The organism is Lutibacter flavus, from assembly GCF_900188355.1.
GTDB lineage: Bacteria > Bacteroidota > Bacteroidia > Flavobacteriales > Flavobacteriaceae > Lutibacter > Lutibacter flavus.
On the sequence record NZ_FZNX01000004.1, the window covers coordinates 84,822 to 110,349 of the forward strand.

Annotated in this window: 25 protein-coding genes; 21 read left to right on the top strand and 4 right to left on the bottom strand. The window is 29.0% G+C overall.

The window, feature by feature from the left end; all coding sequences use genetic code 11:
* The first annotated feature begins 119 nt into the window (after window positions 1-119).
* The 12 genes from CHB63_RS11575 to CHB63_RS11630 all read left to right on the top strand — a co-directional run bounded on the left by CHB63_RS11575 (window position 120) and on the right by CHB63_RS11630 (window position 12,968).
* The gene (locus CHB63_RS11575; protein WP_176420355.1) at window positions 120-1,364 is read left to right on the top strand and encodes a type IX secretion system plug protein; all 1,245 of its coding nucleotides are present in this window, start codon (window positions 120-122) and stop codon (window positions 1,362-1,364) included.
* 445 nt (window positions 1,365-1,809) lie between these two features.
* Window positions 1,810-2,592 carry a hypothetical protein gene (locus CHB63_RS11580; RefSeq protein WP_089378645.1) on the top strand — a complete coding sequence of 261 codons (783 nt, stop codon included), beginning with the start codon at window positions 1,810-1,812 and terminating at the stop codon, window positions 2,590-2,592.
* Window positions 2,593-2,746: 154 nt separating this feature from the next.
* Window positions 2,747-3,868, top strand: a complete 1,122-nt coding sequence (locus CHB63_RS11585) for a PDDEXK-like family protein (protein WP_089378646.1) — start codon at window positions 2,747-2,749, stop codon at window positions 3,866-3,868.
* 165 nt (window positions 3,869-4,033) lie between these two features.
* Window positions 4,034-6,082 carry a hypothetical protein gene (locus CHB63_RS11590; RefSeq protein ID WP_089378647.1) on the top strand — a complete coding sequence of 683 codons (2,049 nt, stop codon included), beginning with the start codon at window positions 4,034-4,036 and terminating at the stop codon, window positions 6,080-6,082.
* Between the two features lie 72 nt (window positions 6,083-6,154).
* Entirely contained in the window at window positions 6,155-6,574 is a 420-nt protein-coding gene (locus CHB63_RS11595; protein WP_089378648.1) for an MFS transporter, read from the top strand.
* Between the two features lie 109 nt (window positions 6,575-6,683).
* On the top strand, window positions 6,684-7,280 hold the full coding sequence (locus CHB63_RS11600; protein ID WP_089378649.1) for a TPR end-of-group domain-containing protein: 597 nt from the start codon (window positions 6,684-6,686) through the stop codon (window positions 7,278-7,280).
* 101 nt (window positions 7,281-7,381) lie between these two features.
* The gene (locus tag CHB63_RS11605; protein WP_089378650.1) at window positions 7,382-7,837 is read left to right on the top strand and encodes a GNAT family N-acetyltransferase; all 456 of its coding nucleotides are present in this window, start codon (window positions 7,382-7,384) and stop codon (window positions 7,835-7,837) included.
* Window positions 7,838-7,979: 142 nt separating this feature from the next.
* Complete coding sequence (locus CHB63_RS11610; RefSeq protein ID WP_089378651.1) at window positions 7,980-8,357, top strand: PH domain-containing protein; 378 nt, start codon at window positions 7,980-7,982, stop codon at window positions 8,355-8,357.
* 75 nt (window positions 8,358-8,432) lie between these two features.
* Entirely contained in the window at window positions 8,433-10,061 is a 1,629-nt protein-coding gene (locus CHB63_RS11615) for a glycoside hydrolase family 43 protein (protein ID WP_217898410.1), read from the top strand.
* Window positions 10,062-10,168: 107 nt separating this feature from the next.
* A complete protein-coding gene (gene rsgA / locus CHB63_RS11620; protein WP_089378652.1) occupies window positions 10,169-11,233 on the top strand; it encodes a ribosome small subunit-dependent GTPase A in 1,065 nt (354 codons plus the stop codon).
* A 178-nt stretch (window positions 11,234-11,411) separates the two neighbouring features.
* Window positions 11,412-11,798 (top strand): Co2+/Mg2+ efflux protein ApaG, encoded by a 387-nt coding sequence (apaG, locus tag CHB63_RS11625; RefSeq protein WP_089378653.1) that lies wholly within the window; start codon window positions 11,412-11,414, stop codon window positions 11,796-11,798.
* A gap of 3 nt (window positions 11,799-11,801) precedes the next feature.
* Window positions 11,802-12,968, top strand: a complete 1,167-nt coding sequence (locus tag CHB63_RS11630) for a DUF3667 domain-containing protein (protein ID WP_089378654.1) — start codon at window positions 11,802-11,804, stop codon at window positions 12,966-12,968.
* Here the strand turns inward: CHB63_RS11630 and CHB63_RS11635 are convergent.
* On the bottom strand, window positions 12,948-13,658 hold the full coding sequence (locus CHB63_RS11635; protein ID WP_089378655.1) for an NRDE family protein: 711 nt from the start codon (window positions 13,656-13,658) through the stop codon (window positions 12,948-12,950). The two genes, CHB63_RS11630 and CHB63_RS11635, sit on opposite strands and share 21 nt — an antisense overlap.
* 107 nt (window positions 13,659-13,765) lie before the next feature.
* Between CHB63_RS11635 and pruA the strand changes: the two genes are divergently transcribed.
* On the top strand, window positions 13,766-15,391 hold the full coding sequence (gene pruA, locus CHB63_RS11640) for an L-glutamate gamma-semialdehyde dehydrogenase (protein WP_089378656.1): 1,626 nt from the start codon (window positions 13,766-13,768) through the stop codon (window positions 15,389-15,391).
* A gap of 365 nt (window positions 15,392-15,756) precedes the next feature.
* Here pruA and CHB63_RS11645 read toward each other — a convergent pair whose 3' ends face one another.
* The gene (locus tag CHB63_RS11645; protein ID WP_089378657.1) at window positions 15,757-15,936 is read right to left on the bottom strand and encodes a hypothetical protein; all 180 of its coding nucleotides are present in this window, start codon (window positions 15,934-15,936) and stop codon (window positions 15,757-15,759) included.
* 61 nt (window positions 15,937-15,997) lie between these two features.
* A complete protein-coding gene (gene rsmG, locus CHB63_RS11650) occupies window positions 15,998-16,624 on the bottom strand; it encodes a 16S rRNA (guanine(527)-N(7))-methyltransferase RsmG (RefSeq protein WP_217898411.1) in 627 nt (208 codons plus the stop codon).
* A 149-nt stretch (window positions 16,625-16,773) separates the two neighbouring features.
* Between rsmG and CHB63_RS11655 the strand changes: the two genes are divergently transcribed.
* The 5 genes from CHB63_RS11655 to CHB63_RS11675 all read left to right on the top strand — a co-directional run bounded on the left by CHB63_RS11655 (window position 16,774) and on the right by CHB63_RS11675 (window position 21,874).
* Window positions 16,774-17,871: a fatty acid desaturase family protein gene (locus CHB63_RS11655; RefSeq protein ID WP_089378659.1), complete on the top strand. Its 1,098-nt coding sequence runs from the start codon at window positions 16,774-16,776 to the stop codon at window positions 17,869-17,871.
* Between the two features lie 12 nt (window positions 17,872-17,883).
* On the top strand, window positions 17,884-19,071 hold the full coding sequence (locus tag CHB63_RS11660) for a pyridoxal phosphate-dependent aminotransferase (protein ID WP_176420357.1): 1,188 nt from the start codon (window positions 17,884-17,886) through the stop codon (window positions 19,069-19,071).
* A 511-nt stretch (window positions 19,072-19,582) separates the two neighbouring features.
* Entirely contained in the window at window positions 19,583-19,894 is a 312-nt protein-coding gene (locus CHB63_RS11665) for a hypothetical protein (protein ID WP_141107304.1), read from the top strand.
* A gap of 226 nt (window positions 19,895-20,120) precedes the next feature.
* Entirely contained in the window at window positions 20,121-21,410 is a 1,290-nt protein-coding gene (locus CHB63_RS11670; RefSeq protein ID WP_089378940.1) for a phosphoribosylamine--glycine ligase, read from the top strand.
* An 11-nt stretch (window positions 21,411-21,421) separates the two neighbouring features.
* The gene (locus CHB63_RS11675) at window positions 21,422-21,874 is read left to right on the top strand and encodes a GNAT family N-acetyltransferase (RefSeq protein WP_089378661.1); all 453 of its coding nucleotides are present in this window, start codon (window positions 21,422-21,424) and stop codon (window positions 21,872-21,874) included.
* Window positions 21,875-22,149: 275 nt separating this feature from the next.
* Here CHB63_RS11675 and CHB63_RS11680 read toward each other — a convergent pair whose 3' ends face one another.
* Window positions 22,150-22,650: a DUF2490 domain-containing protein gene (locus tag CHB63_RS11680; protein ID WP_089378662.1), complete on the bottom strand. Its 501-nt coding sequence runs from the start codon at window positions 22,648-22,650 to the stop codon at window positions 22,150-22,152.
* 109 nt (window positions 22,651-22,759) lie between these two features.
* Between CHB63_RS11680 and CHB63_RS11685 the strand changes: the two genes are divergently transcribed.
* The 3 genes from CHB63_RS11685 to CHB63_RS11695 all read left to right on the top strand — a co-directional run bounded on the left by CHB63_RS11685 (window position 22,760) and on the right by CHB63_RS11695 (window position 25,526).
* Window positions 22,760-22,960 carry a dodecin family protein gene (locus tag CHB63_RS11685; protein ID WP_089378663.1) on the top strand — a complete coding sequence of 67 codons (201 nt, stop codon included), beginning with the start codon at window positions 22,760-22,762 and terminating at the stop codon, window positions 22,958-22,960.
* A gap of 155 nt (window positions 22,961-23,115) precedes the next feature.
* On the top strand, window positions 23,116-25,161 hold the full coding sequence (locus tag CHB63_RS11690; RefSeq protein ID WP_245856940.1) for a thioredoxin domain-containing protein: 2,046 nt from the start codon (window positions 23,116-23,118) through the stop codon (window positions 25,159-25,161).
* 2 nt (window positions 25,162-25,163) lie between these two features.
* Entirely contained in the window at window positions 25,164-25,526 is a 363-nt protein-coding gene (locus CHB63_RS11695; RefSeq protein ID WP_089378665.1) for a DUF1304 domain-containing protein, read from the top strand.
* Window positions 25,527-25,528: the final 2 nt, after the last annotated feature.

Below are 25,528 nucleotides of genomic sequence, written 5' to 3' on the forward strand. Positions count from 1 at the left end.
TTTTAACAAATATTTGTGTAACTTTTGTCAACTTTTAAAAACGAAAACGTTATAATTAAAATTACATTTATATTTTTGGTATTAATTTTGCAAAACAGCAGTAATAAATCCTATTAAATTTGAAACAACTATCTTTTTATCTTTTTATCTTTTTTTTAGTTCAACTTGGGTATTCACAAAGCAAAGTTGTTGACCCTGAAAATATTAAAACCGTAATTTTAAGATCGGGTACCACAAATTTATATGCGCCAATTATAAGTTTAAACGATCGGTTGGTGCTTAGTTTTGACGATTTAAATGCCGACGAACACGATTACACCTATAAAATTGTGCATTGCGATTACGATTGGAATTCCTCTAATTTATCGGATTCTGAATTTATAGATGGCTATGCTGAAGATAGAATTAGAGATTTTGAAAATTCCTTTAATACGCTGCAGCCATATACGCACTATTCGTTAACAATTCCCAACGAAGATACCCGACTAAAAATCTCTGGAAATTATAAAATTTATGTAATTAACGATTACGATGAGGTTGTTTTTGAGCGCAAATTTGTGGTGTTTGAATCTAAAGTTACCGTAGGAGTTACCGTTTATAAAAGTAGAGATATTTCAACTATAGATACCAACCAATCTGTTCAATTTATTATAAACCACCCCGATTTTAGAATTAACAACCCAAAAGAAGAAATTTTACCTGTTGTGTTGCAAAATAACAATTGGCAAACTGCTATTGAAGGATTAAAACCACAATTTTACAGAGGCACTCAATTACTTTATAAATACAATAAAGAAACCAGTTTTAAGGCAGGAAACGAGTTTTTGTATTTAGATACCAAATCAATTAGAAACACCACATTAAACATTGCCAAAGTAGAATTAGGCCGCGATTTATACCACGCTTATTTATATACCAATGAAGAAAGAATAGACCAACCCTACACGCTTTTGGAAGATATAAACGGAAACTTTGTAGTGCGTACCTTAAATGGTGGCAATAGCGATACAGATGCAGATTATGGTTGGGTTCATTTTAGTTTAAGTTGTTTAGAAGATTTAGACGGAAAGGATGTTTACATAAGTGGAAATTTTAATAACTGGGAGCTAAATGACACTAACAAATTAAACTACAATGAAGATACAGGTTTGTATGAAGCCAAATTACTACTAAAACAAGGTTTTTACAATTATCAATTTGTAACAAAAAACCAAGATGGCGTTATTAGCAATAGCGATATTGATGGTTCTTTTTACCAAACCGAAAACGATTATACCGTACTGGTTTATTACAAAAAATATGGCGCCAGATATACACGTGTAATTGGTGTTGGTTATGGAAATTCCAAAAAATTAAATAATTAAAATCGCTACGTCAGTTCGAGTGCCGCAGCGCAGCGAAGGTGTATCGAGAACTGTTTAAGCTGTAACTTGAGTTGATTTAGTTTCTTTTCATTTTCAATTAGTAACTGTTTTTTAATTGAAATTAAATGTCATTCCCGTGAAAACGGGAATCCATATACAACTTTTTTAATAGGCTCCTGCCTTTACAGAAATAACAATAATAGTTAGCTATTTATACAATTAGTGTTTAGAAAATCACAAGCTATTAGCCTCGTTATTTTATAATCAGCATACAATCAAAACGTTACTATAATTTTTTTACGTATCTTTAAACTGTAAAAATTGCTTTTACCAAAAAATATTTAGTATAAATTAGTTACCTTTTTTTGCTGTTTTTCAGTTCAAATTCATATGTGTTAGCGGTTTTATTACCGGAAAACGGGTTGGCTATAATTTAAACAAAACTATGTACGAAAATCGATATGTACTATTCCTAGACATTTTAGGCTTCAAAAAAATAATTGAAGAAACTGAAAACGAAAAAGGACAAACTGAAAAAATCGAAAATTTAATTGAGGCATTAACTGAAATGAAAAGAATCGTTTCTCGAATGCCTAAAAAAACATCTAAAATAGTAACACAGTTTTCTGATTCAATTGTTGTATCCTTTAAAGAGGATGATGTAAAAGAAATTCCTATTTTTCTGACTAATATTCATAAACTTATTGCAAACCTAGCAATGAAAAATATATTTTGTAGAGGAGCAATCTCTTATGGAAAAATATATCACACTAAAGATTTTGTTTTTGGACCAGCTTTAGTTGATGCTTATTTAACAGAAAGTGAAGCAGCAATTTATCCTAGAGTTATATTTGACAAATCGATTATTGATATAATGAAAAATAATTACTCATTTAATAAAAATGATAGCTATAGAGCAATTAGATTTGACGGAACAATTGAATCTTATTTAAAATTTGATTTAGACGATAAACTTTATGTTGATTTTTTTTCTAGAGCAGCATATTATTATAGAAATGAGGATTTATTTGAATATTACAAAAGTTTACGAAAAAGTATTAATAATGGTTTAAAATTTAAATCACCTGGAATAAAAGCGAAATTTGGTTGGATGAAAAATAAGTACAACAAATTAGCTTCTGATTTTCTTAAAGCAGACGAAGAGGAAGAGGTATTTTATGGTAGGCCAGATATCCAGAAATTTGTAAATGAATTCAAAAAAATATAAAACAGTAGACAAGAGCGCAAAAATGTATGCTTATGAACTAATACATACGAAAAGCATACAACTAACAATTTGCTACAACCAAAAAATCTCCGATTTTCCAGTTGCATAAATCTTATAAAAACCTGTTGGCAACAAGCTGAAAAAATAAAAAAAAATGAACGAATTTAAGGAAATTGAAAATCTATTAAATATTGTAAAATCAAGAATTGATGCACATCTTAAATTTAAAAAGGAATACGATAAGCAGTTAGCATTTGATTTTAGTCTTTTTCAATTTTTTACAATCGGAGAAAACAAGATTAGCCAAGTTTTAGCATATTTTTTAGACGAAAATCAAAATCACGGACAAGGAAATATATTTTTAAAAGAGTTTGTCAAAACTTTCTACGACAAAGAAATAGAAGTTCAGCAATTAGAAAACATCTGTGAAAAGATAATTACAGAAAATAGAAGAATCGATATTTATATCAAACTTAAAGGTTTAACGATTGCAATTGAAAATAAAATTTGGGCAGATGACCAAAAAAATCAACTTAAAGACTATTCAACATTTTTAGAGCAAAAATCGAAAGGAAACTATTTATTGCTTTATTTAAATCCTTATGGTTTAGAACCAACAACAAATAGCATTAAGGAAAAACTAAAAGAGAACTTAATAGAACAGAAAAAGTTAAAAATTATAAGCTACAAAGACGATATAATTAGCTTAATAAACAATTGGTTAGTGATTTGTGAAGCCGATAATGTTTCACACTTTCTAAAAGAATTTAAGAAATATCTAGAGATTAAATTTCTCGGTAAAAACACATTAAACATGTCAAAAGAATTAAGAACTATAATTCACGAAAACGAAAGGGAAGTTCAACATTTAGTTAATGAATATAAAGGAATTGAGAATGATATTTTGAGTAAATTGAATTCGGTAGGAAAGGAATTGGACAAAAGTCAAGCGGATTTAAATTTTGGAGTGGAAATAAGTAAAAGTGGACTTTTTAACTGGAATGGTTCAAGAGTTTATAAATATTCAATTTCTAAAAATGGAAATAAGATTTGGGTTCAATTTGTCAAAGAAGAAATACACCTTTACTTAAATTATTATCTGCAAGAAGGAACAGATTCAGTTTTTAAAGAAATTCTAACGGGATTAAACTTTACTGCTAATACGGAAATAAATTACAATCAGAGTATATCTGAATTAGTAAACATATTTTTGAACCACGTAAAGGTTGCAAACGAAAGTTTTAGAATTTATGATGAGCAAAAAGAAAATGAATAAAAGCCAGTTGCCAACAATGGTTATAAAAAATTGCTAAATCAAGTAAAATAGAATGTTTCTAAAACATAAAAAAACTAAATTTAAACATTTGAAAATTGTGTTTTCAAAAACACAACTTTTCATATTCTAACCCGTTAGCTGCAAGGCAAAAATTGAAAACCAAAAATGAATAAAGAAAGAGCAATTACATATAGTTTATTATCTCATATTAGAAATAATGGAACTTTAGCAAAAGGTCCAATTGATATTTTTATTCCCTTGATTAAAAGAACACTTTCTAAAATGAATATGGAAGGAATTTTTAAAGGGAAAAGTATTTTAGAAATAAAAACTGTAAGTGAGAAACTCTATCAAATTGATTTTCCTATTCCAGTCTTAAAAAAAATTCTAACAGAAATTTGTAATGAAATAAATACAGATGAAATTCAACATTTCATTTTATATCAAGATGGTTCATTCGCTTTAAATCAATATTCTTTTACTGATTATGAAGATTTAATTGAAACTCAAACAAATGAAATTAATGAATTAGAAGATTTATTTAAAAATTTTTGTAATTCCTCCGAATTGGAGATTGAAAATAGCAACTCTATATTCAATTTTATTGAAAAAAATAAATTTACCCTTTCTAAATACATATCACATAACCAAGAAGCAAATGGGTCTGATTATACTAAAGAAGCACAATTTATAGATTTTTTTAAGAGATTTCCAACAATATATGACAGAATCAAAAACATCTATATAGGTTCAATTATAGCAGGATATATAGAGTATAATACTGATAATGCACAAAGAGAGATAATATTACTTCTAGACACTAATTTTATAATTGGTTTAATAGACTTAAATACACCTGAATCAACACATACTTGTAACACTTTATTAAAAATTGCTCAAAAACAAAAATTTAAAATTCGCATACTTAAAGATACAATTGAAGAAACCATTAATTTATTAGAGGCGAAAGCAGAATATTTCGACAAATCTTTTTTGCAGAAAAAAATAAATGCAGAAGATGTTTACAATGCTTGTGAGAGAAGAAATTTATCAAGAACAGATTTAGAACGTATAGCAGATAATTTAGAAAAAACAATAGCTGAATTAGGAATTAGTATTTTACATAGTACTGATAAACTGAAAAATGAAGCAAGATATACTGATGTATATAAAATTTTCGAGAAAGTTCGAAATTCAAAAAAATCTGCTCTTCACGATGCTACTGCTATTCTTTACATTAAAAAAGAGCGTAAAAAGAAAATCAAAGAATTTGATAAAGTAAATGCTTGGTTTGTAAATAATTCATCTTCAGTTGTTGGAGATTCAATTTTTCTAAAAAATGGTTTTCAACCAGAAACAATTAAAGCAGATGATTTATTAAATATTTTATGGTTAAGTAATCCTCAAGTTAACAAATCTATTGACACAAACGATTTAGCAGAAATCGGTTTGACTTCAGCTATCTCATTAACCTTGAGCAAAGACTTGCCTAAATCAAAAATAATTCGTGAATTAGATGATAACATTCATAAATACGCTAAAGAAGAAATTAGCGATACAGATATTATTAGAGTTGCTACACGAATAACAAACAAGCAGCTAAAAAATATTGAAGAATTAAACTTACTAGCTACAAATGACAAAGAAGAATTTGTTAAAAGGCTTCAAGACGAAGCAAATAGACAAAAAACAATCGAAGAAAAAAGAATTCAAAAACTAGAAAAAGTATTTAAAGATATTTCGGTAAGGACAAACGAATTAGAGAAAACAAAGTACGAGTTTCGTGAAAAATCAAAAAATATTGATTCTATTATAAAAGAAAAAGAGTCTAAAGAAAGTGAATTAGAAGAAAGACTACTAAATGAACAAAATAAAAACAGGGAAATATTAAGAGATAATTGGTACTCGAAACAGTTAACTAAATGGAGAAGGAAAACTTGGATTGAATTCTTTTGTTTTGCTTTAATTTTTATTGCGGGCATTCTTTATATACTTTTTGAATCCAATTGGAATTTAACACAGGCGATTGAATATTTCAAAGTGTTAAAAGCAAATATTATTGTAAGTGCATTGATTACTTTGATTTTATTTATTTGGAACTATTTTACTATAAAAACCTTATATGCAAAATATAGAAGTCATTCTAATATTCAAAATTTCAAAAAAGGTTTAAAGTTACCTGAGAATCTGAAAGAATTGAACAAAGCTCAGTAGCTAACAATAAGTCTAAAAAATTGCTAAATTTAATAAAACAGCAATTTTATAAATCATAAAAAACAAATAACAATGAATGAAAAATTAAAAACTATTAAAATTATTCATCTGGCAATTTGTGCAGGTACAATACTTGCTTATTTTATGATTGGAGAACTATACTCCTTGGATAATTTAAAAATGCCAACCATTGATTCTACGTCTATTGTTTATTTGGCCATTCCAATTATTGCTTTCTTTTTAAGTAATTTTTTATTTAAATCTCAATTAAAAAATATAGACCCAAAACTAAGTTTAGAAGATAAATTTGGTGCGTACCAAACTGCCTCATTGGTCCGTTGGGCTGTGTTGGAAGGAGCTGCTTTTATCATATTGTTTTATAACATAGACTATTTAATTTTTGGAATACTTATTATAATTTATCTTGTTCTTTTAGTACCCACAGAAGATAGAATTAAAAGAGATTTGGATAGCTTGTATTTAGGGAAATAAACTTGTATTTGGGGTTCTAATTATCAGTTTAAAAATGAATTTTAACTGTAGCTTTTTTTAGGACGAGACATATGCCTAGAGGAAAAAAAATAAAGTAAAATAGAAAAAGATGACAGAATTGTTAGTGTTAGCTTGGTTAATTCTCAGTATTCTAGTTGGTAGTATGGGAAGTTCAAAATCAATTGGTGGAACAGGAGCTTTTTTTATATCCTTATTTTTTAGCCCATTAATAGGATTATTATTTGTAATTAGCTCTTCTCCGAAAGTAAAAGTAAAAAAAATCAATCCTAAAATTATTGAATTGACAAAAAGCGCTGTTAAAGCAGATGATGAGGGCAACTATGAAGAGGCAGTATCTTATTTAAAAGAGGCTTTATCCTATAATGCAAAAAGCTTAGGAACTCATTTTAATTTATCCTTGTTATATTCAAAATTAAATAATAAAGAAAAAGCTTTCACTCATTTAGAAAAAGCAATCGAATTTGGATACAGAAATTTTAATAAAATAGCCACTTCAAATGATTTAGAATGGTTAAGAGAACAACCTGACTATAATGAGTTTATAACAAACGGATACAAATTTGATAAAACAAAGGGTATTAAAAGTAATTACATAGAGGAATTAAAAGAACTGGGCAACCTAAAAGAAAGAGGTTTAATAACTGAAACCGAATTTGAAATTCAAAAAGGAAAAATTCTTAATTAAATAAAATAATTTGATTAATCAAAATGAAAAAAACAGATTATCCAGTCGCATAAATCTTATAAAAACTTGTTGTGCTTAATTAAAACAAACTACTACAAAAAATGATTGAAAAACTCCAAAATAATGACATAGAAGTATCTAAAAAAATACGTTCAGTTTTTCAATTATCATATAAAATAGAGGCAAAATTATTAAATGCTACTAATTTTCCTCCCTTAAAAAGATCCCTTGAAAATTATGTAAATAGTGAAACAGCGTTTTTCGGATACTTAAAAGATAAAGAACTTGCCGGAGTTATTGAAATTAAACATAACAATAACTTTACTCATATTCAAAGCTTAGTTGTAGCTCCAAGTTTTTTTAGACAAGGAATTGCAAGAAAATTAATGGAATTCGTTTTTAATACATTTGATTCGAAACTTTTTGTTGTTGAAACTGGATTAGAGAATGGACCAGCTACTGAATTGTATAAGAAATTTAATTTCAAAGAAGTTAAACAATGGAACACTGACCACGGAGTTAGAAAAATAAAATTTGAGCGAAGAATAAATAACTAAGCACAACAATTTATAAAATTTATGCTTAAATTTAAACTAAATACAAACCGACAAACATTCAATTATTGCTTTGCTTAATTCAGTAAAGTAGATTGTTTCAAAAAAATAAAAAACATAAATTTAAACAACAAAATAAATAGAAATGGGATTATTTAATAAATTGTTAGGAAACGCAAGTGAAGTTTCTTCAGAGCAATTAAATGAAAAATATAGCCGATTATTAATTGAAAATGAAAACGTAGAATTAGGATTTAAGTTATTTAGAGATGTATTTATGTTCACGAATAAACGATTAATTTTAATCGATATTCAAGGAATAACAGGAAGTAAAATTGAGTATAAATCGATGCCTTACAAAAGTATTTCAAGGTTTTCACTTGAAACAGCTGGAACTTTTGATTTAGATGCCGAATTGAAAATTTGGATTTCAAGTGAAAATTCACCTACAGTTAGTAAGAAATTCAATAAAAGTATTGATGTTTATGAGGTTCAAAAATATCTTGCAGCAAAAGTAATGTAAGTTGAATTAACTTTCCGTTACCAAAACTAAATAGGAGTAAACAACACAAATATTTGATAAAATAACCCAACTATAATGAAAACCAAAATTATAATGCTGTTACTTTTATGCAGCATCACATTAAGTGCTCAAGTTCTTGACAATGCAACAGCTATAAAAACAACTGATATAACAACTTTTAAAAATCCCATTTTACCAGGATATCATCCAGATCCATCAATTTGCCGTGTTGGAGATGATTATTATATGGTAAACTCCACTTTTGAATGGTTTCCGGGAATGCCAATTCATCACAGTAAAGATTTGGTAAATTGGGAGTTGATTGGGTATGCGCTTCACAGCCCAGAACAGTTAAGCCTTCAAGAAGGATTGGACGATTATATGGGGATTTTTGCAGTTTCCATTCGCTATAATAATGGGTTATTTTATATCATCACTACTTGTGTTAATTGTGAAAAAGGAGGTAACTTTTATATGACTGCCAAAAATCCGGCAGGCCCTTGGTCTAAGCCCGTTTGGTTAGATGCTCCCGGTATAGATCCTTCATTAATGTGGGATGATGATGGAACCTGTTATTACGTTGGTCATGGTAATTTAAAAGAAAAACAAGAATGGCCAGACCAACAAGGAGTCTGGGCTCAGGAATTGGATTTAAAACAAGAAAAATTAGTTGGAAAGCGAGTGCAGCTTACACACGGCCACGCCAACAATGCTGTTTGGAGCGAAGGTCCGCATATTTATAAAATTAATGGAAAGTATTTGCTAATGCACGCCGAAGGTGGCACAGGTTATAATCATGCAACAGTAGTGCATCATAGCGATTCTATTTTCGGCCCATACATTGCCGATCAGGTGAATCCTGTTTTAGCGCATCGCAATTTGGGTAAAGACTATCCTATTCATTCTGTTGGTCATACCGATTTAGTACAAACTCAAAAAGGAGATTGGTGGGCAGTTATGTTGGGTAAACGTTATGTGGATGGATACACACTTTTAGCGCGTGAAACTTTTCTTACTCCTGTAACTTTTGAAGGACAAACACCTATTTTTAACCCTGGAGTTGGTAAAGTATTGGCGGAAGATAAACGTCCGGATTTACCTTGGTCGCCTTTTCCTATAAAACCAGCACGTGATAATTTTGATTCAGGAAAACTAGATTTAGAATGGAATATGTTGCGTACACCGCAATCGGATTGGTATGCTTTAAATGATGAAAAATTAGAGTTGCAATTGCGCCCAAATACGTTGAGTGAACTAACAAACCCATCTCTAATTGCACGTAGAATTGAAGATTTTAAATTTACTACTAGTTTAAAACTCGATTTTAATTCCAGAAAGTCAAATGAAAAAGCTGGGATGATTATTTATAGAAGAAGTGGATGTCATTATCAATTTCTAAAGGAAAAAGGCGCCTTAGTGGTTATTAAAACGTTAAAAGGAGTAGAAACTGAAGTAGCGCGTGCACCGTTTAAAGGAAAGTCGGTAATCCTTAAAGCAAGCGCTAACAATCTGGATTTGCAATTTAGTTATGGTGTAACAGAAGATGCTATGAAACTTATTGGAAACGTACAAAACATGAATGTTATTTCTTTTGAAATGGCTGATGGCTTTAACGGTCCTTATATTGGAATGTATGCAACAAGTTCTGGAAAAACAAGCAAGGCAAAAGCCGTATTTGACTGGTTTGATTATATAGGCAAATAAATTATTTAACTAAAATAAGAATTTAAAAGTTAGTGAAATAGTAGTTATTTTGTTGATCAATTGTTATATTTAATCACCAATTTTTTTAATTGCTAAAATTAACAATAATGACACTTGAGGAATTAGGATATACTGCTGAATTAGAAAACTTTAGAAAGGAAAAAAATTTAGAATCTTTTGGAGTTGGCCGTGTAATTTTAGAACATAAGGAACGGTTTATTGTTAAAACTATTATAGCCGAATTAGAAGCTGAACTTCTTGGAAATTTGAGATTTACAGCGAACTGTAAAAAGGATTTACCTGCTGTTGGCGATTGGGTTGCAATTTCTGAATATGATGAAGGTAAGGCATTAATTCATTCCGTTTTTCCACGGCATTCAATTCTTCAAAGAAAAGCAGTTGGGAAACAAGGGGAAACACAAATTATAGCAACAAATATTGATGTAGGCTTAATTGTTCAGTCTGTAAATAGAGATTTTAATGTAAATAGAATAGAGCGCTATTTAACTATTTGTAATGCGACTAAAATTGAACCGATTATTGTATTAAGTAAAATTGATTTAATTGAAAAACACGAATTAGAGCAATTATTAGCGCAACTAAATAAAAGAATAAAAGGGGTTTTAATTGTGGCGCTAAGTAACCAATCTAAAATTGGACTTGATAAAATTAAATCAAAATTAAGTAAAGGTAAAACATATTGTTTGTTGGGTTCTTCAGGTGTTGGAAAATCAACGATAATTAATAATTTGGTTGGAAAACAGTTAATGAATACAGGAGAAATTAGCAAAAGTATTGATAGAGGAAAACATATAACTACTCACAGAGAATTAATAATTTCTGAATATGGAATTTTAATTGACAATCCGGGAATGAGAGAAGTTGGTATTATAAATTCTGATGAAGGTTTAGCAATTACATTTGATACCGTTGTGGAGCTATCACGCAATTGTAAATTTAATGATTGTACGCATACCAATGAAAAAGGTTGTGCTATTTTAAAAGCGGTTGATTCAGGAGAAATTGATGCAGCATCGTATGATAATTTTCAGAAAATGGAACGTGAAAAATATTTTTTTGATTCAAGTATTGCAGAAAGAAAAAAGAAAGATAAAAATTTTGGAAAAATGATTAAGAATGTGAAAAAACAACGAAAATTTGATAAGTTCTAAATGCAACAATAATAATAGAAAATTACTAAATTCAAAAAGGAAACATATTTCTAAAGTTTAAAAATCTTAGATTTCTATATTTGATAAAACGGTTAAAACTAACTACCTATTAAATTGAACAATTTACATTTTATATAGAAATTTAGTATCTTTGATATAAATCTACTAATAAGTTGTTATGGTGCAACAAGTAACAAACGGTATAAAAATTTCAGTAACATCTAATTTTGAAGGAACAAACTATCGAAATTACAGGTTGTATTATGCGTTTAGTTATCAGGTTACCATAGAAAACCAAAGCAACGAAACGGTGCAATTATTAGCACGGCATTGGAAAATATTTGATTCTTTAAACAATACCGAAATTGTTGAAGGCTCTGGTGTTATTGGTAAAAAACCAATTTTAAAACCTTCTGCAATACATACATATAGCTCCAATTGCTTTTTGACTTCGCCTATTGGTTCTATGAAAGGGTATTACAATATGGTTAATTTTACAACTTCAAAAAGTTTTAAAGTTTACATTCCTACGTTTCAATTAATGGTTTCGAGTATTTATAATTAATCTATGCAATTTAAATTATTAAAATTTAAGACTAAACCTAAACAATTTAAAGGTTTGGAGTGTTTAAATTGTAAGCAGCCTTTAGCAGGAAACGAAAATTTTTGTTCATATTGTGGTCAAAAAAACAGCACAAAAAAACTGAGTTTTGGTCATTTTTTAAACAATTTATTTAATGGTTTTTTATCGTACGATTCTCGTTTTTGGACCACCTTTATTCCTTTATTAACACGACCTGGAAAAGTTTCAAAAGATTATATTGAAGGCAAACGAGTTCGATTTGTAAATCCTTTTCAGCTGTATTTACACGTTTCCATAATTTTCTTTTTAATTTTAGGAATTTCAAACAGTATAGATAAAGCTGCCGTGCCAGTTAATAATATTGTTACAGCAACACAACAAATAGATTCATTAAAACAGGTCAACCAACCACAACTAGATTCTTTGCTAATTAATGTACAAAACGAAATAGATAAAAATTCACCAAATGATTCTACTTCAACAAAAATAATTACAAGTTTAGGAGATGCTTTTAAATTAACAAGGAGTAACGAAGCTAAAAAAGAAGAAAAAGCGTATCGATATCATATTAATACCGATACTACAAAAACGATTAATGTTTGGAATAGAATAGAAGATTTTCAAAAATATTATACCAAACAACCTGATTTATTAAATGATATAGCATTGGATAACTTGGGATATGAAAAAACTTTTTGGAATACATTTTACTATCAGCAAGTTATAAATGGAAACAAAAATATTGAAAAATTTAAAGAAGATGGCGGAAAGGAATATGTAAATAAATTAGTTTCATATGTATCAATTTCCCTATTTATTTTTCTGCCAATTTTTACACTTTTTTTAATGATAATTTATTGGCGTAAAAAATTCACCTATATGGAACATTTGGTATTTGTATTTAATACACAAACGGTTTTCTTTTTATTGTTGAGTATTTTTTTATTGATAGGTTTTGTGGTGGATTTAGATAATGTTGCAGGTGCATTTGTACTATTGTTTTTAATTTATTTATACAAAGCAATGCGCAATTTTTACCAACAAAGAAGGTTTAAAACAATTTTGAAATTTATTTTACTGAATACTTATTATATGTTTTTAGCATCAGTTGGGCTTTTAATTGTTGCATTTTTATCTGTTTTTATAGGTTAAGCAACTTTTTTTTAAATGTACCACATCTTCGTATAGCATTTCAATTTCAGTAGCAACCTTTTTTACTGAAGTAATACTAACAGTTTCTACATAAGGACGCTTCATAAAAACAGCTTGTTCCTTATCACCAATTTCCGAATGATGGAACTCTAAAATAGATTCACTAGAAAATTCATTTGAATCTAAATAATTTTGAAACCATTTTTTTCTAATTTCTGTCATTTCAGGAGTATACAAAGTTGCTGAAGACCAAATTTTTGGTTCATTTTTCAATTTTGCAAAGTGTTGTTGGTTTTCGTCCCAAATAAGTTCAAAAAGGTTTAAATTATTGTTATTCCAGTCAATAATAACCATTGTAAAAGGTTCGATACCTTTCAGTTCTAAATTTTTAATATACTTTTGAAAATCAGGTGCTGTTAAAATTTCTTTAGCAATAACTCCTCTACTTTTTTTATAAGAATCTTTTCGTTTATGTTTAATAAATGCACCATTTAAAACACACACCAATCTGTTTTTAGAGCTTGTTCCAATCCAGGTTCCGCCAGCCAATTTATCTTTTGGATAAAAAAGAGCAATGCCATCTTCTTCATACTTTTTTGGAGGATATGTTTCGCGCTGCCTTTGTTCATCCCTGTTAGAGGTTAATATGAAATTATTATTTGCTAAAGGCAAGAAGGTAACAGTACACATGATACTAAAATCTGTTTATTAAGTATTAGTTTAGGAAACAAAAAACAAATCGAATTTTGTAACTTTGTCAACAAATTTAAAGTAAAAAAAACTAAAAAAACACTATCATGGCTTCAGGATTTTATAATGTACCAAAGGCAGTAAATGAACCAGTAAAATCATATGCTCCAGGTAGCCCAGAGCGTAAGTTATTATTGGATACTTACAAGAAAATGTACAATGAAAAGGTTGATATCCCTTTTTACATTGGAGGAAAAGAATTTAGAACAGGAAATACAGTAGATATTCATCCGCCACACGATCACAAACATTGTGTTGGAAAGTATCATACTGCAGATAGAGAACACATTGAATTAGCAGTTGAAAAAGCCGCTGAAGCACGTGTAAAATGGGCAGCTACAAGTTGGGAGCACAGAGCAGCAATATTTTTAAAAGCAGCAGATTTATTAGCGGGACCTTTCCGTTATAAAATGAATGCGGCAACAATGATTGCTCAATCTAAAAATGTGTTTCAAGCTGAGATTGATGCGGCTTGTGAATTGATTGACTTTTTACGTTTTAACGTAGAATTTATGACTGAGATTTACAGCAATCAACCACAATCTTCTCCAGGAATATGGAACCGTATGGAATACCGTCCGTTAGAAGGATTTGTATATGCAATTACACCTTTTAATTTTACAGCCATTGCTGGTAATTTACCTGCAGCACCTGCGTTAATGGGAAATGTTGTTATATGGAAACCTGCAAGATCTCAGGTATATTCTGCACAAGTTATTATGGAATTATTTAAAGCAGCTGGTTTACCTGATGGTGTAATTAATATGGTTACAGGAAATTCAGGTACAATTACAGATGTTTTATTAGACAGTCCGGATTTTTCAGGGGTTCACTTTACAGGGTCAACTCCAGTATTTAATAGTTTCTGGGAAACAATTGGTAAAAACGTTGGAAAATATAAAACGTACCCAAGAATTGTTGGTGAAACAGGAGGAAAGGATTTTATATGGGCGCATCCATCATCAAATGCACAAGAAGTAGCAACGGCTATTTCAAGAGGAGCTTTTGAATTTCAAGGTCAGAAATGTTCAGCTGCATCCCGTGCTTATTTACCAAAAAGTTTATGGCCAGCAATTAAAGAATCTGTTATAAAAGATGTAAAATCTTTTAAAATGGGAACTCCAGAAGATACTTCAAACTTTGTTAATGCTGTTATTGATAATAGAGCATTCAAAAAATTATCTGGTTATATAGATCAAGCTAAAAAAGATACAGATGCTGAAATTATAGTTGGTGGAGGTTATGATGATGCTGTTGGTTACTTTATTGAACCAACGATTATTGTAACAACTAATCCTAAATATGATACTATGTGTACCGAATTATTTGGGCCTATTATCACTATTTATGTATATGAAGATGAAAAGTGGGAAGAGATATTAGATGTTATTGATACTACAAGTGAATTTGCATTAACAGGTGCAATTTTTAGTGGAGATAGATATGTAATTGACATTGCAACTAACAAATTAGAAAATGCAGCTGGAAACTTTTATATAAATGACAAGCCAACAGGAGCAGTTGTAGGTCAACAACCATTTGGTGGAGCTAGAGGTTCTGGAACAAATGATAAAGCTGGTTCAGTTTGGAATTTATTACGTTGGGTAAGTAACAGAACAATTAAAGAAACTTTTGTAACTCCAACAGATTATAGATATCCATTCTTAGGATAAGACTATATTTAGTTTAAGAAATAAGAAAAACATACTAAAGAAAAAGCGCTCCAATTGGAGCGCTTTTTAATATTTTATTATCCAGGGTTCTTAATTTTGGGTAATCGCGATAAAAATTTTCAAAATTAATAATTGGGGTTATGTATTAAAATTGAAACATTGTTCCGGATTAAAATAAAATTTGATTTCGGGGACAATAAAACTTCATTATATTGGGGCTAAGGGATTTCAGAAACAATGATACTCCTTAAATTTTATTCCTAATATTAAATGAAATAAAGTATAAACTTAAGCATTAGTTTATATAAAAATGTAACTTTTGTCACGCTAACATTTTAAGTTATAATTTCTTAATTTGAAAGATATTATCCTCCTTGTAATTTATCAGCTCCTGGTAATAACCCAATTAATTCTTGTGGATTGTGAATAATTGTTGGCATATGTTGAGGACAGATATAAAATTCACTTTCCTGATAGTAAAATTTTGTTACAGGTATTTCTGTTGATGGTTTTTTACAGACTAAACATTCTTTAATATTGCTCATAATTGTTTTTTTAATAAAGGACAAAGATATCTTTTACTTTAGTAATAAAAACTAACAAATGTCATCTCTTTTTTAAAGGGATGTGAACAACTTTTTTTGTTTCAAAAAATTCGTCTTTAAAATAATCTGTAAGATTATAAAGGGTTGCATTTGGAAAATTTGCCAATTCGTCAATTAAATCACCACCTTTTAAATATAAAATGCCATTTCTAATTTCGTGGTGTTGTTTTTTAGCAATTTTTTTTCGAGTCCATTTTACAAAATCATCCATTTTGGTAACAGCTCTACTCACAATAAAATCGAATTCACCTTTTACATCTTCAGCTCTAATTTGTTCTGCTTTTACATTTTTTAAACCCAAAGCATCAGCAACTTCTTTTACAACCTTTATTTTTTTTCCAATAGAATCCACTAAATAGAAATTGGTTTCAGGAAATAATATTGCTAATGGAATTCCAGGAAAACCACCACCTGTACCAACATCTAACACAGAAGCGTTCGGTTTAAAAGGTTGCACTTTAGCAATACCTAACGAGTGTAAAACGTGTTTTGTGTATAGTTCGTCAATGTCTTTTCTCGAGATTACATTTATTTGTGCATTCCAAAATTTATACAATTCTTCTAATTTAGAAAATTGCTTTATTTGAGTTTCGGATAAATCAGAGAAGTGATTTAAAATTGTTTCCATAGTTGTTTTTAACATTGATTTTGCAAAAATACAATTCCAAAATTAAAATAACATCTTTTGTAAAAATGTTATTTTTTTCCTAAAACTTCTTTTACATAATATAAATGGCTTAATTTTGGAGCATAAATATCTCATATATAATTAATATTATGGATAATGAAGCAATAAGCTTTTCAAGAACTGAAAAAGCTAAATTTTTTAGAACTCTTAATAAAAGAGTGAATACTTATTTTAAAGAGAATAAGATTAGACGCACAGGTAATTGGAAATTATACACCAAAGCCATTATAATGTTTAGTGTGTTTTTAGTTCCTTTGGTTTTAATTTTAACGGTTCCAATGCCTCAATGGGCGCTACTTTTATTAACTGTAGTTATAGGAATTGGAATGGCTGGAGTAGGAATGAATGTAATGCACGATAGCAATCACGAATCATTTTCAAGTAAAAAATGGGTTAATAAGTTAATGGGTAGTAGCATTTATATTTTAGCTGGAAATGTTTATAACTGGAAGGTGCAACACAACGTATTGCACCACACATTTACAAATATACAAGGGTACGATGAAGATATTGATGCGGGAAGGATTATTCGTTTTTCTAAACATGCTAAATGGTTAGGAATACATAAATTTCAAAAATATTATTCAATATTCCTTTATGGATTGTTAACAATAAATTGGGCAATTACAACCGATTTTAAACAAATGAGTAAGTATTTAAAGCGTAAACTTTCTTATGGAAAATTTCCAAACCCAGCAACAGAATGGACGGTTTTAGTAATCACTAAAATAGGATATTATTTACTTTGGATAGTGTTGCCTTTATTAGTATTGGATATAGCCTGGTGGAAAGTATTACTTGGATTTTTTGTAATGCATTATACTGCAGGTATGATTTTAAGTGTTGTTTTTCAATTAGCACATGTGGTTCCTACCACAGAAATGCCATTACCAGATAAAGAAGGTAATTTAGAACACACTTGGGCAGTACATCAATTATATACAACTTCAAATTTTGCTCCAAAAAATAAATTTATTTCTTGGTATACCGGAGGTTTAAACCATCAAGTAGAACATCATATTTTTCCTCATATTTCTCATATTCATTATGGAAAAATTGCAAAAATAGTAAAGGAGACAGCAAAAGAATTTGATTTGCCGTATAACGAATACAGAACATTTCGAAAAGCAATTATAGAACATTTTAATCAACTAAAATCTTTAGGTGTAAAGCCTAATTATGCTTAAATTAATTAAGTTATGAAGGACCAACTATCAAACAGAATTAACAGTTTACCAGTATCAGCAACTTTAGCAATGGCAGCTAAAGCAAGAGAATTAAAAGCCGAAGGAAAAGACATTATTAGTTTAAGTTTAGGAGAGCCAGACTTTAATACTCCAGACTTTATTAAAGAAGCAGCTATTCAGGCAGTTAATGATAATTACAGTTCATACAGTCCTGTAGATGGATATGCAGATTTAAAAGATGCGATTATCACAAAGTTTAAACGTGATAATGGATTAGATTATAAACCTAGCCAAATTGTTGTTTCAACAGGCGCAAAACAATCTATTGCAAATATTGCAATGGTATTATTAAATCCTGGAGATGAGGTTTTATTGCCAGCTCCATATTGGGTAAGTTATTCAGCAATTGCAATTTTAGGAGAAGCAACACCTGTAGAAATTCCATCATCTATTGATACGGATTTTAAAATAACTCCGGCTCAATTAGAAGCTGCAATTACGCCTAAAACTAAAATGATTTTCTTTAACTCACCTAATAACCCTAGTGGAGTTATTTATAGTGAAGCAGAATACAGAGCATTGGCTAAAGTTTTAGAAAAACATCCAAATATTTATGTGCTGTCAGATGAAATTTATGAGCATATAAATTATGGTCAAAAAGCCTTTAGTTTTGCTGCAATTGAAAGTATGTATGATAGAACAATTACTGTAAACGGAGTTGCAAAAGCATTTGCAATGACCGGTTGGAGAATTGGATATATTGGTGGTCCGGAATGGATTGCAAGAGCATGTAATAAATTACAAGGTCAAATAACTTCTGGTGCAAATTGTATTGCTCAAAGAGCAACAATTGCTGCTTTAGAAGCTCCAATTTCGAAAATTAAATATATGGTAGATGAATTCCATAAACGTAGAGATATGATATTGGATTTACTTGGAAAAATAGATGGGTTTAAATTGAATATTCCAGGTGGAGCATTTTATGTTTTTCCAGATATATCTGCATTTTTTGGAAAAGAAATTAAAGGACATAAAATTAATTGCGCATCAGACTTTTCATTGTTTTTATTAGCTGAGGCAAATATTGCAACTGTAAGTGGAGAATCATTTGGATCTCCAAATTGTATTAGAATTTCATATGCGGCTTCTGAAGCACAATTGCGTGAGGCTGTTTCTAGAATTGAAAAAGCATTAGCTTAATATTTTTTCAATTAAATACTTATAAAAAGGGCTTTTCATTAATTTGAAAAGCCCTTTTTAGTACCTCTATTTTAGAGGAATACTTTTTCTTTAATTTGAAGTAAAATCCACTTTTTTGAATTTGTAATTTTTAGAAAAATTTATGAAAAAGATATTTAAATTTAAATTACATTTGTTATGGTTTATAGAATATAAATAACCGTTTTATAGGATGAAATAAAATACTATTAAGACTCAATCTTTTGATAATTAGGAAGTCATATTCAAAAGCGGGCTAAGTATTATAGCCTTGAGTCGTAGGTTAACTTCTAGAAATAATTCATAATAGCATCTAAACTATTTATGAGATTATTAAATTCATATTTATTTTTTAATTAAAAAAGTTCAGATTTTAAATTTGAGTTTTTCGCCTATAAGAAGGTGTGTAAAATCCAATTTATAGCATGTTAAATTTTAAATGTGTTTATGTTATAAAATATTAAGTCAAAACAATTATTAAAAATTTATTAAAATGAAAACACTATTAGTACTTTTTACAATCGTATCATTATCATTTGGGAAAAACACTCAAGAAACTATAACTATGAATGCGTCTTTTGATGGTTATGAAGACGGATTTTATTATTTTACAGATGAGGAAGATAATAACTTTTATTTTGAAACTGTAAATAAAGAATCTTTAGAAAAATATAAACTTTCAGGAGAAGAGTTTATTGGAAGATCATTTGAAGTAACTTATAAAATTGAAACTAAAACGGATGAGTTTGAAGAGCAATACGAATCCTATAGCATTGTGAAATTAATTCTTATTGAAGAAGAATAAAATAAAAAAGGTGTCTGAAAAGTAAAATTCAACTCAATTTATCAAAAAGAGGGTATTCAAAAAAGAACATTTATATGATCTTTAAAATCGGTAAAAACGATTTATTATCTTTTGAATATTAATGTTTTACAGTACTATAAAACTTGTTTTTAGTATTTTCAGACACCATTTTTATTTGTTAAAATAGATCATATTGTAAGTGAACAAAAAACAGGCTCATTTAAAAATGGAGAGCGGCATAAAAAGAAATTTTTTATTTATTTCAAGATGGGGCGAATCATTAGACATTGCCTATGCAACTCTTTTAGAAGGTAACTTAGTAAAAATGTTTATTGAAGACAAGCCTTCAAAAGAAATTGGTTTTGGCTTTGTAACAAAAGTAAAAGATTGGAAAAAGCACAAAGATTGGGCAGATATTATCATTTTTGATTATACTGGTTATGGTAAAATTTGTCAACAACTAAGAGCATCTGGAAAAATTGTTTTTGGAGGAAGTGAATATACGGATCAATTAGAATTAGATCGAAATTTTGGTCATGATGAACTTCAAAAGCACAAAGTAAAAATTATTCCATCAAAAGAATTTCAAAATTTTCAATCAGCAATTACATATATTGAAAAACACCCAGATTCATATGTTATTAAACCTTGTGGAGAAATACAAGAGTTAAAACAACTTCTTTTTGTGGGTAATGATGATGAAGGCAAAGATGTTATTCGTGTTTTAAAAGCCTACGAGAAATCTTGGGGAAATAATTTTGGAAATTTTCAGCTTCAAAGAAAGGTAAAAGGGGTAGAAATTTCTGTTAGTGCCTTCTTTAATGGAAAAGAGTTTATAAAACCGGTAAACATTACTTTTGAACATAAAAAGTTATTTCCAAAAGAATTAGGTGTTTCAACAGGAGAGATGGGGTCGAGTATGTTTTGGTCTAAAGAATCACCTATTTTTAAAAGTACACTTCAAAAATTTGAAAGCACTTTAGCTAAAAAGGATTTTAGAGGACATATAGATATAAATTGCATTGTAAATGGCCATGGTATATTTCCGTTGGAATTTACTTCACGGTTTGGATTTCCACAAATTTTTATTCAAAGGGCTGGAATTCACGAGCCAATTGGAAATATGTTATATAAAATTGCTAATGGAGAAAACTTTACAATTAATGTGAAGAAGGGTTTTCAAATTGGCGTTTTTATGGTGGTGCCTCCATTTCCTTTTGATGATAAAAAGACTTTTGAATTGTTTTCAAAAGATTCTGTTGTAATTTTTAAAAAGGAAGTGAAAGAAGGAATTCATCCAATGCATTTGAAAAACATTAATGGAGAATGGCTTATTACTGGAAATACCGGAATTGCATTGTTAGTAACAGGAACCGGAATAACAATGAGAGATGCTCAAAAAACAATGTATGGCAGGGTAAGTAATATAATTGTAAATAACAGCTATTATAGAACAGATATTGGTGATAGGTGGTTTGACGAATCGGATAAATTAATGTCTTGGGGATTATTATAAATAGTTAAAAAATGGACTTAAAATTTTCCAACTTCAACAAAACTCCGCAGAAGTTTTTTGATATTTTACCACTAGATTGGCAAGAAATAGTAGTTTCTCAATGGGAAAAATATAAGAGCACCGCATCTATTTATGTTTTTAAAGAACTTGAGGAGCTAATTGCAGGTGGAATTGTATTTAAAAAAGGGCATCCAAATATGACTGCTTTTGAAGAAAGCCATAACTATTTATATGATGAAAATTATTTTTATATAGGTTTTGTTTGGGTGATTCCTGAAAAAAGAAACCAACAACTAGCTTCTAAATGGTTGGTTAAACTTAAAGAAGAAAATAAAAAGCAAAAGTATTGGCTTACAATTGAAGAGGAGTCTTTAACCTATTTTTATAAAAAAAATGGTTTTAAATTGATTGCTGAAAGTAAAAATGTCATTTCAAAAGAATGGATATTTACTTTTAAACCTTAATTATGATTATATATTTTAATTAATTCTTTTTAGATAAATCAATATTATAACTTAAGGTAACGTGTAAAATATCGTTTGAAACGTAGAATAATGAGGTTTTTCTATAATAATAGCTACCATATCCCATCCATATAGTTGAGTTTGGCAATAGTTTATAACCTAGTAAAGCAGCAAAATTATTTTGATCAAAATCTGGATTGGAAATTCCGCCACCTCCAAAACGAATTCTAATTTCATTAGAAAGTTTACCAAGTATATAGTTATTATTTTTTAGTTTAAATAAGTTGGTAGTTGCTTGGAGTTGCTTGGAGTCTATATCTAAATCGGTTTACATATTTATCTCCATCTATAACATTTGGGCTAACACTTAAGTTTATTAGTTCAATCACTCTTTCTTCAAAACAAAACCACTGGCTTAGTTTAAATTTACCTAAGGTGGAACGAATTGTTAAATGTTGAAAAAATCTATTTTCATTTTTATGGATTGAAGGAGCAGAAACCCCTTCAGGAAAAGATCTGCAATGTAAATACCCAACTCCTATACTTGTGTTTTTAGTAAAATTATAGTTGATACTTGGAGAATATAAAAAAGCCTGAGTACTTTTTAAAAAATGAACGAGTCGTTGTTGTGTAATATTTAAAAAATAAAATTTATTTGAAAGTTTAATATTGTTTGTAAATGTAAACCAGGAGCCGTTATCTTTTAAAATTTCAGTTTGAGCATTTAAAGTATTAAAAGTAAACAAAAAAAATATACCTAAAATAAGGCTTTTCATTTTTTTAATCGGCAAAGGTAAAATTATCAAATAGAGAAAATATGAGATTTATCAGTTTTAAAGATTTTTTTGTACATTTAAATAATTATTAATTAAAAAAGAAAAAGGTATGGCAGTAATGAAAGTTATTGAAGTAATGGCTAGTTCTAACAAAAGTTGGGAAGAAGCTACAAGAAATGCAGTTACACACGCATCTAAGAGTGTAAAGCATATAAAATCTGCATTTGTTCAGTCACAAAGTGTTGTTGTGGATGATGGTGAAGTTTCTGAGTTTAGAGTAAATGTTAAAATTACTTTTGAAGTAAAATAATCTCAGTTTAAAATTATTAGAAAGCGCTTTTATTAAAAGCGCTTTTCTTGTTTAAAATCAATATCTTTTATCTTTATAAAAAAATAATGTATCGTTTATTCTATTTTCTAATTGTATTTGTACTTATAAGCTGTAAAACCCAAACCGAAAAAAAAATGGCAAATCATAAATTCACTAACAGTTTAATTAACGAAACAAGTCCTTATTTACTTCAACACGCGCACAATCCAGTAGATTGGTATGCTTGGAATGATGAGGCGCTCGAATTGGCTAAAAAAGAAAATAAATTATTACTAATCTCTATTGGATATTCTTCTTGTCATTGGTGCCATGTAATGGAACATGAAAGTTTTGAGAATGATTCTGTGGCAGCAATTATGAATAAAAATTTTATTAATATTAAGGTTGATAGAGAAGAAAGACCAGATATTGATCAGGTATATATGAATGCCGTTCAATTAATGACGGGTCGAGGTGGCTGGCCTTTAAATTGTATTGCTTTGCCAGATGGAAGGCCTGTTTGGGGTGGGACTTATTTTCCAAAAGAAAACTGGATAAGCGCATTGGAACAATTAAGTACAATGTATAAAGAAAAGCCAGAAGATGTTATTTCTTATGCTGAAAAATTAACAGAGGGTATTAAAAATTCCGATTTAGTTCCATTAAATGTAAACCCTAAAGAATTTACAAAGGAAAATCTGAAGTTGGCAGTTGAAGAATGGAATCAATATATGGATTTTGATTTGGGAGGAAGAAAAGGAGCTCCAAAATTTCCAATGCCAAATAATTATAGTTTTCTTTTAAGATATGCAATTCAGGCTAAAGATAGCAATATATTAGATTATGTAAATACTTCGCTTACCAAAATGGCTTTTGGTGGAATAAACGATCAGATAGGCGGGGGGTTTTCACGCTATTCGGTTGATAATAAATGGCATGTGCCTCACTTTGAAAAAATGCTTTATGATAACGGACAATTGGTAAGTTTATATTCTGAAGGGTATCAAGCTACTAAAAATGAATTGTATAAAAAAACTGTTTTTGAAACATTAGAATTTATTGATAGAGAACTAACAGCAAAAGAAGGTGCTTTCTATTCTTCTTTAGATGCGGATAGTAAAAATGCCGAAGGTAAACTAGAGGAAGGAGCTTTTTATGTTTGGACACAAGAAGAATTAAAGGTTATTTTAGGTGCTGATTTTGAGTTGTTTTCCGGTTATTTTAATGTAAATCACTATGGGTATTGGGAACATGATAATTATGTACTGATAAGAAAAAATGAAGATGCTGAGGTTGTGAAAAAGCATTCAATTTCAGTAGATGATTTAAATAGTAAAGTTAAAAATTGGCAAAAAATATTATTAAAAGAACGCGATAAAAAAGATAGACCACGTTTAGATGATAAATCCTTAACATCTTGGAATGCCTTAATGTTAAAAGGATATATTGATGCTTATAAGGTTTTTAATGAACCTCACTTTTTAGATGTTGCAATAAAAAACGCTACATTTATTTACACAAAACAACTTCAGGAAAATGGAAATTTAAATCATAGTTACAAAAATGGAAAAAGTACAATAAATGGATATTTAGAAGATTATGCTACTGTAATTGAGGCATATATTTCTTTATATGAAGTTACATTTAATGAATTATGGCTAAATACTGCAAAAAAATTAACCGATTATAGTTTTGATCATTTTTATGATCCAGAGAGAGCTATGTTTTATTTTACTTCAGATGAAGATACGAATTTAATAACTCGTAAAATGGAAATTGAAGACAACGTAATACCAGCTTCAAATTCAATAATGGCAAGAAATTTATTTAAATTAAGTCATTATTATTCTAACAGTTATTATTTGAAAACAAGTAAGCAAATGCTTCATAATGTTCAGGAAAAAGCTGAATTATATGGATCTGGATATTCTAATTGGTTACAATTAATGTGTGATTTTTCGAGAGATTTTTATGAAATAGCAATTTCGGGACCAAATGCAAAAGGTAAATTGTTAGAAATTAATCAAAAATACATTCCGAATAAATTAATTGCCGGAAGCACTAAAAAAAGTACGATTCCTTTAATGGAAGGTCGTTTTAGGCGAGATGAAACTTTAATTTTTATTTGTGTAGATGGAGCGTGTCAATTACCTGAAGATGAGGTTAAAAACGCATTAAATCAATTAAAAATTGAATTTTAATTATGAACAACCTACTTATATTTATTGTTGCTCTGGTTGCATTTGAACATATCTATTTTATGATTTTAGAAATGTTTTATTGGGATAAGCCGAGAGGTTTGAAAGCATTTGGTTTAAAGCTTGAAGAAGCTAAAATTTCAAAAACCCTGGCTAAAAATCAAGGATTGTATAATGGTTTTTTAGCGGCAGGCCTTATTTGGGCACTCGTTAGTAAAAGTAATTTTGAACAAATAGCGCTTTTCTTTTTAATTTGTGTGACAATTGCTGGTATTTACGGGTCATATACTACAAAAATGACAAAACTATTTTTTGTACAATCTATACCTGCAATAATAGGAATAATATTAATTTTAATTAAAAAGTAAAA